A 14953-nucleotide genomic window follows, 5' to 3' on the forward strand; every position below is an offset into this window, starting at 1 on the left:
TTAGTTTTATATATGAAACAGCCAATAATAAAACAATCAGTAGAGGTTCATGCGTGCAAATTCAGGCGCACCACACAAACATCAACATTTGCGAGTGTGATTTTGTTTAATTGAAAGGGCGTGAATTCGTTACATTTGGGAGGAGTGGCACTCGCAGACTACTCAGAGCCGTTAATGATTCTTGTCATGAATACGGGCTTAGGCCTTATCGAACTGCTCAGCGTTGAATGTACAGATGTTTCCTTCGATGAGCGTTTCCTCAAAGTGAAAGCCAGCAATGCTAAATCAAAACTCTCTCACCATGTCGTTAAACAATGAAGCATTCGACGTGCTGAAAAAGTGGCGAGGTCAAAACCCAACAACCCGTTTTTTGTTTGAATGGAGAGAAGCCGGAAAGCCGATCACTGATGTGAAGAAGACCTGGGGAGCGGTGCTGGAAATCGCTTTATTTGAAGGCTTTAACTTTCATGATCTCCGCCATCACTTCTCTAGCAAGCTAGTAATGGCGGGAGTTGACCTCAACACAGTACGTGAACTGCTAGGCCATATACATCTCAAGATGGCGCTAAGGTATGCATACTTAGCGCCAGAGCTTAAGGTCACGGCTGTGGTGTTGATATGTTAATCAATCCCTCGCCACCGCATATCCAGCTGAGAAAGAAGAGAAGTATAGTGCCCTGAGGATTTTACCAAAATATCCTTACTAGGCCATTCACCAGATACTTGAAATGTTTCATTATCTACTTTGTACAAGAGTTTCTTAATAAAAATAGAATGACCATTTAATTTAATTATAGCATCATATAGCTCTTCTCTAGTGTCTATTTTTGTTTTGGATAGTTTTTTATATTCTTTAAAAGTAAGTATGCTATATTTTATTGAAGGAAGAGATTTAGCCAATAAAATCAACAACCCTATTATATTGGTTATAATAACTATCTTTGACATTATATCTTCATGATTGGCTATTAAGTATATAACTGCTGGCGCGATTATAGATATTAGTATTAATATTGTTAATACTAATATATATGGTATTTCTGATATTAACTTTCGTCTTAGAGCCAACTTTAGTTCAATAAGTGATATGAAAGAGAAAAGATAAGCGATTAAATAATAATATAGTACTACTCCTTCTAAATGAGATGTGATCAGATTTTTTCATTTTTAAGTTTATCACTCAAATCAATACTATATAGCATGGTTATAAAATCAAGAAAATAGAACATTAAAGGTGAGATTAGTATAGATATCTTCGCAACTTTAATAATGATACTTACAATATCTGAAAGATCATGGCCATCTTTTTCTATGGCAATAAAATCAGCGTTTCCACTTCTTTGGTTTGAAACTTCATATTCTTCAATCTTCTTTTTCTTTGCTATGTTTTTCGAAAGAAATGACACGATAAAAGCAATACAAGTGATGGCTAATAGATTAGTTAATATAAATAAGCCTTCCTTCGGTTCTTTTATAGTATAAAGGAAAAAGGTTATAACTAGTATTGATGAAGTTGCTGTTCTTATCCGGATATAATTTTTTATCCTTGAAAATGCTTCAGATATTCCAAATGAGAAATAATAGGACGATAAGTTAGAGAAAAATCTCCAATCTGACAAAGATCTTAAGTTTTGACCGACATTCCACTCAAGTTCTTTTGATAATTTTGGTAGGCTTCGGCAAGCCTCTAGTGCTGTTTGACTGATCCAAAAATCATTAATTCCTAGGGATCTTATTACACATTTGTCTTTGACATTCTCACTTGTTAAACATAAAAGTTCAATTATTAGTTTTGTCCAATATGGAGGGTTGTCTTTTTCTAATTCCTGATAAATGAAATATTCTATTTCATGTTGTATGTTAGCTATACAGTCTAATCTATTCTTAAAGGCATCTCTTAAGAAACGAATACAGTGTATTGCTTCCAAACTGCCTTCATAATTGTCATTTTTTATAACATTCCAGCACTTCTCTGCTATTGATTTTGCTTTTTCTACTGATGCTACTTCGCAGTATAAAACTAGGGCGTCTCGCCCCTGAGAATCTTTTGGGATATGAGAGAAAGGTAAATCCAGATCTTTTTCCAACAGATCAGCTACTACAAAATACTCACAGAATCGTCTATGAACAAAGCTGATTCTCCCATCATCAACATTACTAGCCCTTACTATTCTTGAATACTTCAAACATTCAATTGCAGCATCAATTTTGGGGTCTTTAATATCTTCTTTTAAATTTTTTATTGGAGCTTCTAGACCATAATCAGAGAACATTATTCTAGCAATTTGTTTTGATATGATCTTTATTTCATCTCTTGTTATAGATAACTCTATAAGTTTTCGTTTGGATGAATCTAAGGAGTCATCTATAAAAGATGAAAACATTTCAAGTTGACTGTTAGGGAGGGAGTTATGATTCTCAATGTATTTCGCCAACATTGAAGCCATGAAAGGGTTTTTTGCTGTTAGGTAAAGATCACTTCTAGTCGTAAATATCTGACTTATTATAGCCTTTGAATCATTACCCATTTTTTTCAATGTGGATGTCACCTGAGATTCATTAAAAGGCCTTATCTCTATTTCCCGTGACGCTTCAAATTTGTTTGTTGGTTTTCTAAAGTGTCTGGATGCTAATATTCCAGTTGGCTTACCTTTGTTGTCTTTTATGAATTTAAAAAGTACCTCAGATAATGCGTCTATTAGTATGCTATCGTTATGGGTATTCATTACTTGTGGTATTTCGTCAAAAGAGTCGAATATAAAGAAAAAATTTCTTCTATCGTATAGCCTGTCGAAATACTTGTCGACAAATATTCCTAGCTCTCTGTCTCTTCTTGCTATATTTTCCTTAACAAACTCATATAGTTCACTTTCAGTAGGTAATATTTCATTAGACCAGTTAGTATCATTCCACTCTTTTAGATTTATATAAATAGGTATTTTATTTGCACTGATGGCTTGCCTAAGGAGATCTTGAGCAAGTTTACGTAACGCAATACTTTTTCCTGCACCAGGATGGCCGAGGACGAGGAATGCACGCCCCGATTTAGCTTTCATAGCTTTTAATAAATCTGAAGCTTTCTTTTTCTTTCCTCGTCGAGTTCTTATGTAGACTTCAGCATCTAAGTTAGTAAATAAACTTCCTGTCCAATTGGTCTGTTTGTTTATCGACTTAATATCTTCTTCTAATGCTTCGATGGCGTATTTTAATCTTTCTTTAAAGTCTAACTCTGGAATAGTTGAATTAAAAGAATCTGAAGCCTCTCCCATTATTTTATTGTCTAACATAAAATAATTTACAATTAATATTGTTAACATTGTAAAAAATAGAACGGGAGTTGGTGTGTTACCATATGTGAAGTCTAAGATGTAATCTGGAAGATATGGTGATAAATATTCATGTATTGTATTGTTTGCTCTTATTGTTATTGATGGAGACTGAGATGCGATTATAGTAGTAAAGGCTATAAATAAACTATACATTCTTACCTTATTCTTTCCATGACCACTTGGTAGCCAAAGAGGTCGTCCTATCCACAAGGCTAATAATGAAAATGTCGAATATAATACAGTGTCTATAGTTTTTCCCGATATGCTGATAGATAGATATCCAATCATCATTATGAAAAAGACAAGGATAAATCCTTTATACTTTGATTCTAAGTTGCCTAACATTTCACACCAAACCAGTCTTCTTGTACTTAAAACCTTCATTTTACACATTTGGTGTATGAATAGTTAGTCTTTTTAGGGGGCAGTCTGTTAGAAATGAATGTATTCGAGTCAATATGCCTTAGTGGATGTGACTTTTCATTCACATTGGCTAATTGGATTTGATAAGCCTGTATTTCCGATAGTTTTGATATCTAAAATATTTTGTCTATTTCGGAAATGAACTGAGCTATATGTTACATAAATACTTCGCGTATTACTCCGTTATATACAGTTGTAAAAATACGATCCAGCTCTCTAAACACTTTCTTCATTGAGCGCACTTTGCCTCAGCTATGAAGTTACTCCACCAAACGAGAAAAATATACCCTTGAAGGGCATTTTGAAGTATTCGCTAGTTTCAACAACTTAGCCTGTTGGGTAACAGTTTGGCGTGAATTATCCCGTTTAAAGGCCATGATGGGTGAAAGTAAGTTGGTAACAGAAATCTATGAGGCAGCGGACAAAGGTTGTTGGAAGACGTTCACCGACTTAATGGGTGGTGTGTTCTATAAGCGCACTGAACAGGCTATCGCGCTGCATTATAAACTCGCAGTTGATACGGCTACAGGCGTTGTGAAAACCTCCATGTATAGCAAGGAGGAGCTTTTAAAGGTACTGAAAGGCATATCAACGGGTGGTAAAACCATTATCACCCGAACCAACCAGTGGCATCTGTCCTAGGGACAGATGCTCTTTTACTTGGAGTTCTGTGAATAACTGTATTTTGGGGTATATCGCATAGACGCGAAACAGTATGGAGCCTGAATGATTAATCTTGATACTTTCAGTAGTTACGGAAAAGTTGATGCAAACTAGCTTGCAATCAGTGATTGAGATTTTAGGGAAAGCGCTATGGATATCAGCAAACAGGTTCCAGAGGAAATCAAAGGATGGAACTGGGGAGCACTCTTACTCAATATCATTTGGGGTATAAGGTTTAAGTGCTACAGAACGTTTTGGATCTTTGTTCCTATCTTTGGTGTTTTCTACCTTTTTGTTGTCGGTGCCAAGGGCAATGAATGGGCTTGGAAAAATAACGAGTGGGAGAGTATTGAGGCGTTCAAAGCATCACAAAAAAGATGGTCGTGGGCAGCACTTGGATACATTGGTGCCCTGGTTTTATTTTCCATCGTCTTTACCCATTCTCTTACTCATGAATTTGAGACATCTCCGTCTACCAAGCTTGCGTTAACCTCGATGGAACAAAGTGAGACTTTCAAGGCTAACATAGGAATTCCTTATGATTACTCTTTAAGGTCAGGAACGATTGGTGGTCCTGAGTCTGAAGGCTTTGCTGAAATGGAATATGTTGTCGAAGGAAGTCATGGTGAGGGTATGCTTTTCTTCAAAGCGAGTCATACCAATCTGAACTGGCAGTTGGACTGCCTAGAGATTCAATATGCTAATACTCAGGAAGCTGAATCTATCATTCCATGTGAGTAAATTGGACGGTCAGGAATGGAAGAGTATGCAAACGGACTAAGGAAGATAAGGCAGCGTCATCACAACCTTCACTCGATGGTGTGGCCGCTGTTTTGTGTTTTCCTGCTTTGCTCTGTCGCATCAGTTGCTTTTCCACCTCTTGCCCTGCTGAGTATCTTGTCTTGCGTTGTGCTTTTCGTTTTGTACTGGCGTCTGGCTACGTCAAAATGCCCTCGTTGTGAAAAACGGTTTTATAGCCTGCCTCAAATCGCTATGGGTCGAATGAGGGTTCAAGGGGCAGTGGGGGCGGTGAAGTGTTGTCACTGCGAACTCAGCATGGACGAACTACCAGAAGCGGTTGAGACTCCGATGAAATCTCACTCTGATGAGTGGCGACAGTAGCCAATAAGAGTTGAGTGTTAAAACTCAAAGTCCTTTTCTGCGATGCTTAATTAACGAGACGAATGCCGGAATCAGAAATATCACACCAAACAAAGGTGCGATTTTAACCGAAGTTTGAGCAAGGCTCTCTCCCAATACTCCCATATCTACGAGCCATATTGGTGCAATGTAGGCCAAGACGACATAGACAATCAAAGCAAAGAACACACTCACCCACCAAGGCGAATCAGCAAGAAGAATCAGAATATGGTCGTTTCGCTTTGTCATGTTATCGCTCATCATTTTTCCAGTGCTGCTAATTAATCACAGTTAGCGGATGCTTGGCAGATGAACATTCGGTGTATTCGATGTGGTTTTTAGAAAGCAGTGAAATGGAGAGGGGGTTTCTTGAAAACTGCTATAACGGGCGTCTGTTATAGCAAAAAATCTGCTACATATATGCTACACAGAAGCTGAAAAGTAAAAGGCCTGAGTGGTTACTAACCTCTCAGGCCTTTAAATTTGGTGGCCCCTCGCAGATTTGAACTGCGGACCAATCGATTATGAGTCGACTGCTCTAACCACTGAGCTAAGGGGCCGTGTTGGGGGTTGATTATAAGGGGTGGGAGCAGGGGTGTCTAGACGCAACCACACCCTATTCAGTATGCTTTTTAGCCACTTAGTTCAAATCGCAGAAATGAAAAAGGCGAGCAGTGCTCGCCTTTCCAATATTGCTTTAAATGCGTCTTGGATTATTCGTCCAGGAAGCTGCGCAGAACTTCTGAGCGGCTTGGGTGACGCAGTTTACGCAGTGCTTTCGCTTCAATCTGACGGATACGCTCACGCGTTACGTCAAACTGTTTGCCCACTTCTTCCAGCGTGTGGTCGGTATTCATGTCGATACCGAAACGCATACGCAGAACTTTTGCCTCACGTGGCGTCAGGCCAGCCAGTACTTCGCTGGTTGCCATTCTGAGGTTGTTCATGGTCGCGGAATCCATTGGCAGCTCGAGGGTGGTATCCTCGATAAAGTCGCCCAGATGTGAATCTTCATCGTCACCGATTGGGGTTTCCATGGAGATTGGCTCTTTGGCGATCTTCAGCACTTTGCGGATCTTGTCTTCTGGCATTTGCATGCGCTCTGCCAGTTCTTCTGGCAGTGGCTCACGACCCATCTCCTGAAGCATCTGACGTGAGATACGGTTCAGTTTGTTGATGGTTTCAATCATGTGAACAGGGATACGGATAGTACGCGCCTGATCTGCGATTGAACGGGTGATTGCCTGACGGATCCACCATGTTGCGTAAGTCGAGAACTTGTAACCACGACGGTATTCGAACTTGTCTACCGCTTTCATCAGGCCGATGTTACCTTCCTGAATCAGATCCAGGAATTGCAGGCCACGGTTGGTGTATTTCTTGGCGATAGAAATAACCAGACGCAAGTTCGCTTCAACCATCTCTTTCTTCGCACGGCGTGCTTTCGCTTCACCGATTGACATGCGACGGCTGATGTCTTTTACGCGCTCTACAGAAAGGCCGGTTTCGTCTTCAACGATTTTCAGCTTCTGTACGCAACGACGAAGATCTTCTTCGTACTGCTTCAGGCGATCGACGTATGGCTTGTCTGAAGCCAGTGCTTCATCCAGCCAGCTGTCTGATGATTCGTTGCCGCTGAACAGTTGTACAAAGGTTTTCTTCGGCATTTTCGCTTGGTCTACACACAGGCGCATCACGATGCGTTCTTGTGTGCGTACGCGATCCATTGTCTCGCGCATATCATTAACCAGGCGGTCGAATTGTTTTGGTATCAGACGGAATTGCTTGAACACTTCTGACAGCTCAGCGATTGCGCTTGCTGTGTCTTCGTGGAAGCGGCCGTTTTTCTGGATGGACAGCTGCATGCCTTCGTAAGCCAGACGCAAGTCGTTAAACTTTTCGCGCGCTAGCTCTGGGTCGATGCCAGTGTCTTCTTCTTCCTCGTCATCATCATCGTCGTCGCCATCATCTTCATCTTCCAGTTGCTCTTCGGTGAGCTCTGAACCGATGTGGGTGGCGGTAGGTGCGATGTCATCCTGGTTCGGGTCTACGAAGCCAGAAATGATGTCTGTCAGGCGAAGCTCTTCTGCTTCTACTTTGTCAAACTGATCGAGCAGTGATGAGATGGAGCCAGGGTATTCGGCAACCGATACCTGTACTTGGTTAATACCATCTTCGATGCGTTTGGCGATGTCGATTTCGCCTTCGCGGGTAAGCAGTTCTACTGTACCCATTTCACGCATGTACATGCGTACTGGGTCAGTTGTACGACCTATTTCAGATTCAACGCTAGAAAGTGCTGCTGCTGCTGCTTCGACGGCATCTTCGTCCGCGACAGTTTCAGACATCATCAGCTCATCGGCATCTGGCGCTGTTTCCACCACCTGAATACCCATGTCGTTGATCATCTGAATGATGTCTTCTATCTGATCAGAATCGACAATGTCTTCCGGTAGGTGGTCATTTACTTCTGCATAGGTTAGATAGCCTTGTTCCTTACCTTTTGCGACAAGCAACTTTAGCTGTGACTGCGGATTTTGATCCATAGACGATATCCAACTTCGGGTCTGAGTGAAGAATTTAGTATGCGGAAACGCAAACTGCCAATTTTAGCAAAATACAAGTATGCTGGCTAGTTTCTAGTCGGGCCGGTTGAGGATTAACAACTGCAACTCCCGCTTCTCTTCGACTGATAAGCCGACGGTATTCGATTTAGCTTGCAACTTGGCTATTTGTTGTTTGACGCACTGGTCCAGAATTTTGTCCAGTGAGTCTAAAAATACATCTAATACATTGTTTTCGTTGATAGGTAGTTCCCAACTTGCCAATTTGGCTAACAATGCTTCTTGTTCTGTGCCGCGCCAATGTTCCAGCAGCTGTCCTGTCGTAATATTGGGACGGGACCGGCAAAGTTCAAGCATGGTGGTGAATAAATTTAAGCCGGGGATCCCGAGCTCTTCCACACCATCAAGTGGCGGTACGTTTTCTACAAACCCTGGATTCTGCAATAACAGGGTTATCACTTCTCTCATTGGGGTACGTTTCATTTCCGGCAAAGGTTGACGTTTTTGCGTCTGACCTTGTCGGCTGATGAGCTTTTCGAGTTGTTGCTCATCAGGTAGACCTAGTTTCTGGCCCAAAATGTTACGTAGGTAGAGACGAAGTGTGCCGCCCGGCACTTTGTCAATCAGTGGCACGGCCAAAGTGGTGAGCTTGGCTTTGCCTTCCTGACTGCTGGTGTCGACCTGTTCCATCAAGGTGTTAAACAGGAATTCTGACAGTGACATGGCACCTGCGAGGCGCTGTTCAAAGCCTTCTTTGCCTTCCTGTCGAACCATGGAATCCGGGTCTTCACCGTCTGGCAGGAACATGAATTTGAGCTGGCGACCATCTACCAAATGGGGGAGTGCCTGCTCCATTGCACGCCATGCGGCGTCACGTCCTGCGCGGTCACCGTCGTAGCAGCAAATCACGTTGGAGGTCTGGCGGAACATGGTTTGCATATGTTCTGCGGTGGTCGCGGTGCCGAGTGATGCAACGGCATAATCAATGCCAAATTGCCCCAGAGCGACCACGTCCATATAACCTTCAACAACGAGTAATTGCTTGGGCTCGCGGTGTGCCTGTAGCACTTCGTACAGGCCATACAACTCACGCCCTTTGTGGAATATCGGGGTTTCCGGTGAGTTGAGGTATTTCGGTGTGCCATCGCCAATGACGCGGCCACCAAAACCGATAACACGTCCACGACGGTCACGAATAGGGAACATTACACGGCCACGGAAGCGGTCGTAACGGCGTCCGTTGTCGTTTTCTATCAGCATGCCGGTTGATACCAATGCCTGCTGGCTGGTGTTGTCACGGCCAAAGCGTGAGCGCACCTGATCCCATTCGTCAGCGACGTAGCCAATCCCAAACTTCTGTACGATTTCACCGGAAAGGCCACGGCCTTTGAGGTAATCGATCGCTATTTTACCCGCTTCATTGCGCAGTCCACCCTGATAGAACTGGGCGATTTGCCCCATCATCTGGTAAAGGTCGCGTTTCTGATCGCTGCGTGCATAAGGCCCTTTCGGGGTACCACCGCCGGATTGCTCTCTTGGTACATCTAGACCTAGCGAAGACGCTAATTCTTCGATGGCTTCGACAAATTCAAGGCGATCGAACTCCATGACGAAGTCGATGGCGTTGCCGTGCGCACCACAACCAAAACAATGATAGAACTGTTTCTCTTGGCTGACGGAGAAAGACGGGGTTTTTTCGTTATGGAAAGGACAGCAGGCACCGTAGTTTTTGCCTTGCTTTTTAAGTTTCACCCGCGCGTCTATTAGCTCGACAATATCGAGTCGTGCTAGCAGATCATCAATGAATGAGCGTGGGATCTTTCCTGCCATAAACCTTTATGCATTCGGTGAATAAGAGAAGAGGGTACTCTCAGTATTTGCTACTGAGCGAATACGAACAAGCCGCGCACTCCAAAAATGGATAGCACGGCTTGTTTGCAGGTCGGATAAAAGTTAAGCCAGATTAGCTTTAACCAATTGGCTGATTTTACCCATGTCAGCTCGGCCCTGAACCAGAGGTTTCAGAACGGCCATGACTTTACCCATGTCTTGCATGGAGCCTGCTCCAGAAGTTGCGATGGCTTCTTTCACCAGAGCATCAACTTCTTCGTCGCTGAGTGGCTTTGGCATGAACTCTTCCAGAACGGAAATTTCTGCCAGTTCCACATCAGCCAGGTCATCACGGCCTGCTGACTGATATTGCGAAACAGAATCACGACGCTGCTTAACCATTTTGGTCATCACTGCCAGCACTTCGTCTTCGTTCAGAGTTTTCTGACCGTCAACTTCTTGCTGTTTAATTGCAGCCATGATCAAACGGATAGTGCCAAGACGAGGTTTGTCTTTGGCTTTCATCGCCGTTTTTTGTTCGTCTTTCAGACGTTCAATTAATTCCATCTCGCAATCCTGTATTAATCGTAATTAGTACAGGCGAACGCGACGTGCGTTTTCGCGAGCCAGCTTTTTCAGGTGGCGTTTAACTGCAGCTGCTTTAGCGCGTTTGCGAACGGTAGTCGGCTTTTCGAAGTGCTCACGACGGCGAACTTCAGAAAGGATACCTGCTTTTTCACAAGAGCGCTTGAAGCGACGCAGTGCTACGTCGAATGGTTCGTTTTCACGTACTTTAACTACTGGCATGTGCCTTTCACCTCAGGGGTTAGTCAGTTATCGCTGGAGACAGATTGACCAGCTTTGATTAAAAATGGTGCGGAATTCTAATCCGATACTAGGGTGCTTGTAAAGCATAACTGGTGAATTTGATGCCGCCCATGTAAGATTGCCGCCTGATTTAGAAACCAGCAGATCGAAAGCGGATCGATCTGTGATCCAAGTGAGCTGAGGTGTTATGCGAATTCTGGGCATCGAGACGTCGTGCGATGAGACCGGCGTGGCTATTTATGATGATGAAAAAGGTCTGTTAGCGCACCAGTTATACAGTCAGGTAAAACTGCATGCTGATTACGGCGGTGTGGTGCCTGAACTGGCTTCTCGCGATCATGTTAAGAAGACGATTCCGCTGGTTAAAGCTGCGCTGAAAGAAGCGGGCCTGACACCGAAAGACTTGGATGGCGTGGCTTACACGGCAGGCCCGGGTCTGGTAGGTGCGCTTTTGGTTGGCGCGACGATTGGCCGAAGCCTGGCTTATGCATGGGATATTCCAGCGGTGGCGGTTCATCATATGGAAGGTCACTTGCTGGCGCCGATGCTTGAAGATAATCCGCCTCCGTTCCCGTTTATCGCGTTGTTGGTTTCTGGCGGTCACTCGATGATCGTTGAAGTAAAAGGTATCGGTGAATACCAGATCCTTGGCGAGTCAATTGATGATGCTGCCGGCGAAGCGTTCGATAAAACCGCGAAGCTGATGAACCTGGATTACCCAGGCGGCCCTCTGCTTTCTAAACTGGCAGAAAAGGGCGACAGCAGCCGCTTTACTTTCCCGCGTCCAATGACCAATGTGCCGGGTCTGGATATGAGCTTCTCTGGCCTGAAAACCTTCACCGCCAATACCATTGCTGCCAATGACAATGACGACCAAACCCGCGCTGATATCGCCCGTGCGTTTGAAGATGCCGTCGTTGATACCTTAGTGATCAAGTGTAAGCGCGCGCTGAAACAGTGCGGCATGAAGCGTGTGGTGATTGCTGGCGGCGTGAGTGCTAACCGTCACCTGCGTGCCAAGCTGGAAGAGCTGGCGAACAATATTGGTGGCGAAGTTTACTACCCACGCACTGAGTTCTGTACCGACAACGGTGCCATGATTGCTTACGCTGGCATGCAGCGCCTGAAAAACGGCGAGCACAATGATTTGGGCGTGAAAGCTTTCCCACGCTGGCCGATTGATACGCTTAAGCCGATTGAGGCTAAGAGCAGGGCCTAGGAAAAGAAAGGTCCTAGGGCCTAGGAAGAGCAGGTTTGAGAAAGAGCAGGTACTAGGAAGAGCGGGTCCTGGGACCTGGGAAAAGCGAAGAGCAGAGCCTGAGAAGGGCGAAAGTAGAGCTCTAGAACAGAAAAAGCGGCAACTGATTTTCAGTGCCGCTTTTTGTTTTTCTCTAAGGAGGGAAGACTACTTTCAGTATTCAGTATTCAGTATTCAGTATTCGGTGCTCTAGTACCTAGGACCCAGGACCTAGGACCTAGGACCTGCTCTTCCTCTTCCTTCCTGGTCTTCGTTTTCTGTCAGCTTCTTCTTTTTGTTCCAGATCTTTTGCTCTTCCTTGCGAATCAGGCGTTTTATGTTTTCCTGATGACGGAAAATGATAAGACAGGAGAGCATGGCGACAGGCATGGTGAACTGGGGTTTGACCATCCACGTAAAGAGTGGAGCAAACAATGAGGCGAGCAGAGCACCGACAGAAGAATAGCCCGTGACTAAAACGGCAGCTATCCATGTCCCTAACATCATGCCGGTGAGATCTAAGCCTATAGGTGCAATGGCACCGAGTGCAGTTGCGACCCCTTTACCGCCACGAAAATGAAAGAAGATGGGGTAGATATGGCCCAAGCAGGCCGCGATACCAATCAAGCCGAGCATGAAAGGATTGACGCCCAACAGGTAGCTTACCCAGACAGGAATAGTGCCTTTGAGCATGTCGCACAGCAGCACGAGTGCCGCTGCGAGCCGACCACCTAAGCGGAATACATTGGTCGCACCTGGATTACCTGAGCCTTGTTCTCGTGGGTCTGGCAGGCCATAGAGACGACAGATCAATACTGCGCTGGATATGGAACCCAGTAAATATGCAAGTACGATCATCAATAGGCCAAAAGCAGTCATTCAGTCATCCAGTTTGAACATTCGCTAGGGCGGCGAGAACTTGGTATAGTTCGCGCACCAGACACAAAGTATCCAATTTTTTAAGGATATTGTGTAGATATAATGAGCGCTCAGGCTATTTTTGCCGTGGCGCTGGTTGAGCCGATGTTACGTGCTTTTGCGCATAATGGGTATCCGACCTCTGATATTTTTGAGTGAACATGGATTTAGTATTTATTGAGCAGCTTGAAGTCGTGACCACTATCGGCGTCTACGACTGGGAACAACAAATCAAACAGAAGCTGGTGTTTGATATTGAAATGGCGCATGACAACAAGCCTGCGGCAGATAGCGATGATGTGGCTTACGCACTGGACTATGCATCAGTGAGTGGCGCGATTATCGATTTGGTCGAAAACGGCCGTTTTCTCCTAGTGGAACGCGTTGCGGAAGAAATTGCGGCGCTGATCCAATCCCAATTCTCTGTGCCTTGGGTTCGCGTGAAAGTGAGCAAACCAGGTGCTGTCCCTAAGGCTCGCACCGTAGGTGTGGTGATTGAGCGAGGCGCCAAGTGACTCAGGTTCTCGTGAGCGTCGGCTCTAATATTGAGCGCGAGCATCATATCTCTGAAGGTATTGCAGCGCTCAGGGAACTCGACCCTCAATGTCGTTGCTCCCGCATTTTTGAAGCTGTTCCCGTCGGCTTCGAAGGTCCTAATTTTTATAACCTTGTCGTTGAACTTCATACTGAACTGAGCCTCGAAGGCATTATGACTGCGCTGCGTGAGATTGAATCGCGCTGGGGGCGTGAGCGTGATGCTATCAAGTTTCGTGATCGCACGCTGGACATCGATTTGCTGACTTACGGTGAGCTGTCACAGCCGGAAGGCCCGACATTGCCGCGCAACGATGTGTACAAATTTGCCTTTACCCTGTGGCCGTTGGCAGAGCTATGCCCTGACCAAATCATTCCGGGTGATGACAAAACTTATCAAGAAGCGTGGGAGGCATTCTCAGAAGAACAACCCCTTTGGCCGGTGACCGATTTTTCCCTTTAATAACTATAAGTGACTTAAAACTATGAGCATGTTTGAAGCCTTTGCGCTGGCTTTAATTCAGGGTCTGACGGAGTTTCTTCCCGTCTCGAGCTCTGCGCATCTTATTCTTCCGTCAGAAATTCTAGGTTGGCAGGATCAGGGCTTGGCCTTTGATGTTGCCGTTCACGTGGGTACCTTGCTGGCTGTTGTGGGCTATTTCCGAAAGGAAGTGACGCAATTACTGGGCGCATTCTTCCGCTCAATCTTCAAAGGCGAGCGTTCTTCTGATGCGACGCTGGCATGGATGATTGCACTGGCGACGATTCCTGCCTGTCTGTTTGGCCTTTTCATGAAAGACATCATTGAAGTTTACTTGCGTTCGGCGTGGGTGATTGCGGTGACCTGTATTGTCTTCGGTCTGCTGCTTTGGTGGGTCGATGTGAAAGCCAAGTGCGAGTTTGACGAATACAAAACCACGCCAAAAATGGCGCTGTGGATTGGTATTGCACAGGCGCTGGCAATGATCCCGGGTACGTCCCGCTCTGGCGCGACTATGACTATGGCGCTTTACCTGGGTTACACCCGTGAAGCAGCGGCGCGTTTTTCTTTCCTGATGTCGATTCCAATCATCGTACTGGCAGGTTCCTACCTTGGCCTTGGTCTGGTGAAAAGTGACGTACCTGTCATGTGGGCGCCTATCATGACTGGTGTACTGGTTTCATTCATCAGTGCGTATGCGTGTATCCACTGGTTCCTGAAACTCGTGACCAAGATGGGCATGAAGCCATTCGTGATTTACCGTGTGGCGCTGGGTCTTGGCTTGGCTGCGTTCTTGGCGACGCAATAAGAGCTTGAGGGCTAGGAAAACAGATCCTAGGAAAAACAGGTCCTAGGCCCTAGGAAGAGCAGATCCTAGGAATAGAAAAAGCGGCAACTGATATAGTGCCGCTTTTTTAATGTCTCGATGATCTTGAATAATTCCTACAGGACCCAGGACCCAGGACCCAGGACCCAGGACCCAGACCCAGACCCAGACCCAGACCAG

General features: G+C 45.0%; 15 protein-coding genes, 1 tRNA gene and 1 pseudogene. 8 read left to right on the forward strand and 9 right to left on the reverse strand.

The genetic code is table 11. From position 1 onward, the window contains the following. Positions 1–120: 120 nt before the first annotated feature. Both G5S52_RS24025 and G5S52_RS16100 read left to right on the forward strand, forming a co-directional pair. Entirely contained in the window at positions 121–318 is a 198-nt protein-coding gene (locus tag G5S52_RS24025) for a hypothetical protein (protein ID WP_235956319.1), read from the forward strand. Beyond that, on the forward strand, positions 278–625 hold the full coding sequence (locus tag G5S52_RS16100) for a tyrosine-type recombinase/integrase (protein ID WP_235956321.1): 348 nt from the start codon (positions 278–280) through the stop codon (positions 623–625). Before G5S52_RS24025 ends, G5S52_RS16100 begins: the two co-directional genes overlap by 41 nt. On the opposite strand, the gene G5S52_RS16105 is transcribed toward G5S52_RS16100, so the two are convergent. Together G5S52_RS16105 and G5S52_RS16110 are read right to left on the reverse strand one after the other, a co-directional pair. Beyond that, positions 622–948 carry a hypothetical protein gene (locus tag G5S52_RS16105; protein ID WP_165015842.1) on the reverse strand — a complete coding sequence of 109 codons (327 nt, stop codon included), beginning with the start codon at positions 946–948 and terminating at the stop codon, positions 622–624. The two genes, G5S52_RS16100 and G5S52_RS16105, sit on opposite strands and share 4 nt — an antisense overlap. A gap of 203 nt (positions 949–1151) precedes the next feature. Beyond that, the gene (locus G5S52_RS16110; RefSeq protein WP_165015845.1) at positions 1152–3674 is read right to left on the reverse strand and encodes an NACHT domain-containing protein; all 2523 of its coding nucleotides are present in this window, start codon (positions 3672–3674) and stop codon (positions 1152–1154) included. A gap of 471 nt (positions 3675–4145) precedes the next feature. On the opposite strand from G5S52_RS16110, the gene G5S52_RS16115 reads away from it, so the two are divergent. Then, positions 4146–4394 (forward strand): hypothetical protein, encoded by a 249-nt coding sequence (locus G5S52_RS16115; protein WP_235956323.1) that lies wholly within the window; start codon positions 4146–4148, stop codon positions 4392–4394. A gap of 171 nt (positions 4395–4565) precedes the next feature. Then, on the forward strand, positions 4566–5156 hold the full coding sequence (locus tag G5S52_RS16120; protein ID WP_165015848.1) for a cytochrome c oxidase assembly factor Coa1 family protein: 591 nt from the start codon (positions 4566–4568) through the stop codon (positions 5154–5156). Between the two features lie 405 nt (positions 5157–5561). Here G5S52_RS16120 and G5S52_RS16125 read toward each other — a convergent pair whose 3' ends face one another. The 6 genes and pseudogenes from G5S52_RS16125 to rpsU all read right to left on the reverse strand — a co-directional run bounded on the left by G5S52_RS16125 (position 5562) and on the right by rpsU (position 10756). Then, on the reverse strand, positions 5562–5804 hold the full coding sequence (locus tag G5S52_RS16125; protein ID WP_165015851.1) for a hypothetical protein: 243 nt from the start codon (positions 5802–5804) through the stop codon (positions 5562–5564). Between the two features lie 235 nt (positions 5805–6039). Then, a tRNA-Ile gene (locus G5S52_RS16130) sits at positions 6040–6115 on the reverse strand. Between the two features lie 153 nt (positions 6116–6268). Then, positions 6269–8113, reverse strand: a pseudogene (gene rpoD / locus G5S52_RS16135) (RNA polymerase sigma factor RpoD); the annotation flags it as partial. Between the two features lie 81 nt (positions 8114–8194). Beyond that, positions 8195–9949, reverse strand: a complete 1755-nt coding sequence (gene dnaG, locus G5S52_RS16140; protein WP_165015857.1) for a DNA primase — start codon at positions 9947–9949, stop codon at positions 8195–8197. A 123-nt stretch (positions 9950–10072) separates the two neighbouring features. Then, complete coding sequence (locus G5S52_RS16145; protein ID WP_002537657.1) at positions 10073–10516, reverse strand: GatB/YqeY domain-containing protein; 444 nt, start codon at positions 10514–10516, stop codon at positions 10073–10075. 24 nt (positions 10517–10540) lie between these two features. Next, positions 10541–10756, reverse strand: coding sequence for a 30S ribosomal protein S21 (gene rpsU / locus G5S52_RS16150; RefSeq protein WP_002537656.1), 216 nt, complete (start codon positions 10754–10756; stop codon positions 10541–10543). Between the two features lie 208 nt (positions 10757–10964). On the opposite strand from rpsU, the gene tsaD reads away from it, so the two are divergent. Next, positions 10965–11996 carry a tRNA (adenosine(37)-N6)-threonylcarbamoyltransferase complex transferase subunit TsaD gene (tsaD, locus tag G5S52_RS16155; protein ID WP_165015860.1) on the forward strand — a complete coding sequence of 344 codons (1032 nt, stop codon included), beginning with the start codon at positions 10965–10967 and terminating at the stop codon, positions 11994–11996. A gap of 249 nt (positions 11997–12245) precedes the next feature. Here tsaD and plsY read toward each other — a convergent pair whose 3' ends face one another. Continuing rightward, positions 12246–12893 (reverse strand): glycerol-3-phosphate 1-O-acyltransferase PlsY, encoded by a 648-nt coding sequence (gene plsY / locus G5S52_RS16160; protein WP_165015863.1) that lies wholly within the window; start codon positions 12891–12893, stop codon positions 12246–12248. A 194-nt stretch (positions 12894–13087) separates the two neighbouring features. On the opposite strand from plsY, the gene folB reads away from it, so the two are divergent. From folB to G5S52_RS16175, 3 genes are read left to right on the forward strand one after another with little or no spacing between them, the layout of a single operon-like run. Next, entirely contained in the window at positions 13088–13447 is a 360-nt protein-coding gene (folB, locus tag G5S52_RS16165; RefSeq protein WP_368737478.1) for a bifunctional dihydroneopterin aldolase/7,8-dihydroneopterin epimerase, read from the forward strand. Next, positions 13444–13929: a 2-amino-4-hydroxy-6-hydroxymethyldihydropteridine diphosphokinase gene (folK, locus tag G5S52_RS16170; protein ID WP_165015869.1), complete on the forward strand. Its 486-nt coding sequence runs from the start codon at positions 13444–13446 to the stop codon at positions 13927–13929. Before folB ends, folK begins: the two co-directional genes overlap by 4 nt. A 22-nt stretch (positions 13930–13951) precedes the next feature. Then, positions 13952–14755, forward strand: coding sequence for an undecaprenyl-diphosphate phosphatase (locus tag G5S52_RS16175; RefSeq protein WP_165015872.1), 804 nt, complete (start codon positions 13952–13954; stop codon positions 14753–14755). Positions 14756–14953: the final 198 nt, after the last annotated feature.

The organism is Grimontia sedimenti, assembly GCF_011045095.1.
Lineage (GTDB): Bacteria > Pseudomonadota > Gammaproteobacteria > Enterobacterales > Vibrionaceae > Enterovibrio > Enterovibrio sedimenti.